Source organism: Desulfocucumis palustris (assembly GCF_002933875.1).
Lineage (GTDB): Bacteria > Bacillota > Desulfotomaculia > Desulfotomaculales > Desulfocucumaceae > Desulfocucumis > Desulfocucumis palustris.
Genome location: NZ_BFAV01000178.1, coordinates 1 through 2,081, shown reverse-complemented (window position 1 = coordinate 2,081; position 2,081 = coordinate 1). Strand labels below are relative to the sequence as shown.

3 protein-coding genes are annotated in these 2,081 nt (G+C 48.8%); all 3 read right to left on the bottom strand.

The genetic code is table 11. The features are described 5' to 3' along the window. Positions 1-1,154, bottom strand: a 1,154-nt coding sequence (tnpC, locus tag DCCM_RS17430; RefSeq protein WP_104373668.1) for an IS66 family transposase, incomplete at its 3' end; no start/stop codon positions are given. A gap of 93 nt (positions 1,155-1,247) precedes the next feature. Further along, positions 1,248-1,604 (bottom strand): IS66 family insertion sequence element accessory protein TnpB, encoded by a 357-nt coding sequence (gene tnpB / locus DCCM_RS17425; protein ID WP_104373667.1) that lies wholly within the window; start codon positions 1,602-1,604, stop codon positions 1,248-1,250. Beyond that, the gene (tnpA, locus tag DCCM_RS17420; RefSeq protein WP_104373666.1) at positions 1,598-1,960 is read right to left on the bottom strand and encodes an IS66 family insertion sequence element accessory protein TnpA; all 363 of its coding nucleotides are present in this window, start codon (positions 1,958-1,960) and stop codon (positions 1,598-1,600) included. Before tnpA ends, tnpB begins: the two co-directional genes overlap by 7 nt. Positions 1,961-2,081 lie beyond the last annotated feature (121 nt).

Sequence of the window (2,081 nt, the reverse complement as noted above, 5' to 3'; positions counted from 1 at the left end):
GCACCCAGAACGGGCCTTTCCAGTTCCAGACGCTTGGCATATTTTTCTTCCGGTGTAAGTCCAGACAACTCTTCTTCGATTTTAAAAAGCCGGTTGCAGTAATCCCGGCCGATTTCCGCATTCGTTGGCGGAGCACCTTTCGCTCGATTCTCCGGGACCGCCTCCACGAACTTGCGGCGCAGGTGGGCCCAGCAGCCGCAACGGACGACATTCTCTAGTCTGTTATATCCAGAGTATCCATCACTGTGCAGGAATCCCCTGAATCCCTCCAGATATTCGGAAGCATTTACGCCGCTTCTGGAAGTTCTGTAGTCATACAAGATGATGGGCTCCTTCCCGTCGTCCCCGGTACGGTACAGCCACATGTAGGACTTGGACTGCGGCTTCCTGCCTTCCTCCTTCAATATCTGGACCGGCGTCTCGTCACAATGGAGGACATCCCGCTTCAGAAGCTGTTCCCGGAGATATCCGGTAATGGGATACAGGTAATCCTCTGAACAACGGATGATCCAGTTAGCCATCGTCGCCCTTGAAAGGGCAAAGCCAAGTTGTTCCCAGTCCTTTTCCTGGCGGTAGAGCGGCACGGCATTCACATACTTCTGGTACATGACATTTGCCACCGTGCTGGGCGATGCCAGGGAATGATGCATCAGGGAAGATGGTGTCAGCGCTTTTTCTATATAAGGTGTATCCGTATGCTTGCATCGGAGACACTCATAGGACATCCTGACATACCGGATAATTTGTAGTTTTGCGGGAATGTATTCCAGTTCCTCACGGACGGTCTCTTTACCAATAGGCCTGAGCGTGGTTCCGCAGTTGCTGCAGTACAGATCCTCTTCCGGAATCTCACACAGGATTTCCTTGACAGGGAGATCCTTGAGGAGTTCCTCTCGTTTCGTCCTGGGGTTCCGCCTCTTATAGCCGTTTACGTCCTTTACGACTGGTTCAGGGACATGAGGATTCGCTTCTGACTCAGCCTCATTGAACAGGTTGAGCTGTCCACTGATTTCCTCTCGCGGTGTTTTTTCGCTGGAACTACCGAACTTCCCCTTGCGGAGAAGGAGCACCATCTCGGTAAGGTTGCTTACCTGCTGTTCCAGGGTCTTTATAGTATTTTCCAGCTGATGAATATAGGTGTCCCTCGAATCCATGAACAGCTTGTCTCCCAACGGTTTTAATGGTTTTATTATACCATAAAAATGGGCAAAAAGCCAGTAGATACAGCACTTTCAGCCGTTTTGGCATCAGCAGAAGGAACCCGGTTTCACTAGTTTTATGGCTTTTGGCTGATCTATTTCCAGACCTTCCATTAGCCACTTGAACTCCTGCCATGTAAGAGGCCTCACCTTATCAGCGGACCTGGGCCATTTAAAGTTACCGTTTTCGAGACGTTTATAAATAAGTATAAATCCGTCCCCTTCCCAGAGCAGGGCTTTGATACGGTCCCGGCGTCTGCCACAGAACAGGTAGAGACTGGGAGCAAAAGGGTCCATGCCGAAAGTTTCCTGAACAAGGGCAGCCAGTCCGTCAATAGATTTGCGCATATCCGTATAACCGCAGGCAATGTAGATTTCTTTTGCAACCGTAATGTCGCCTAACATAGGGCTTTCAAGGCCAGTATGACGGATACAAGGGTTTTCTGGGATGTTCCTTCTCTAACCTCAACAGTTGCAGAAGGGAGATGAATGATGACGGCTGCATCGGTTCCCGCCGTTCCTGTTTCCACTCGGAGTTTTGCAAACTCCACAGGTTTTTGGTTTTCCGTCTGCACAGCCGGAAGTTGCTTTGCACATGCTTCCCGGCGGATTCGTTTCAGCCAATAGTAGTAGGCGGATTCTTTTATATCATTCTGTTGGCACCAGGATTTCACAGACATCCCACTGGCCTGGCATTCCTTTATCAACGGCATCCAATGTTCCATACGGAAATGGATTTTAACCCGAGTTAATTCATCCATTGCGATACCTCCGCTATAGTGTTTCAGAGTACTAGAAAAACTTGAAAAACTCTAACTTGAATAACTCTGAAAATGTTTGAAGTTTATTATCGCATGGATCAGATTATTATATAAGGCACTC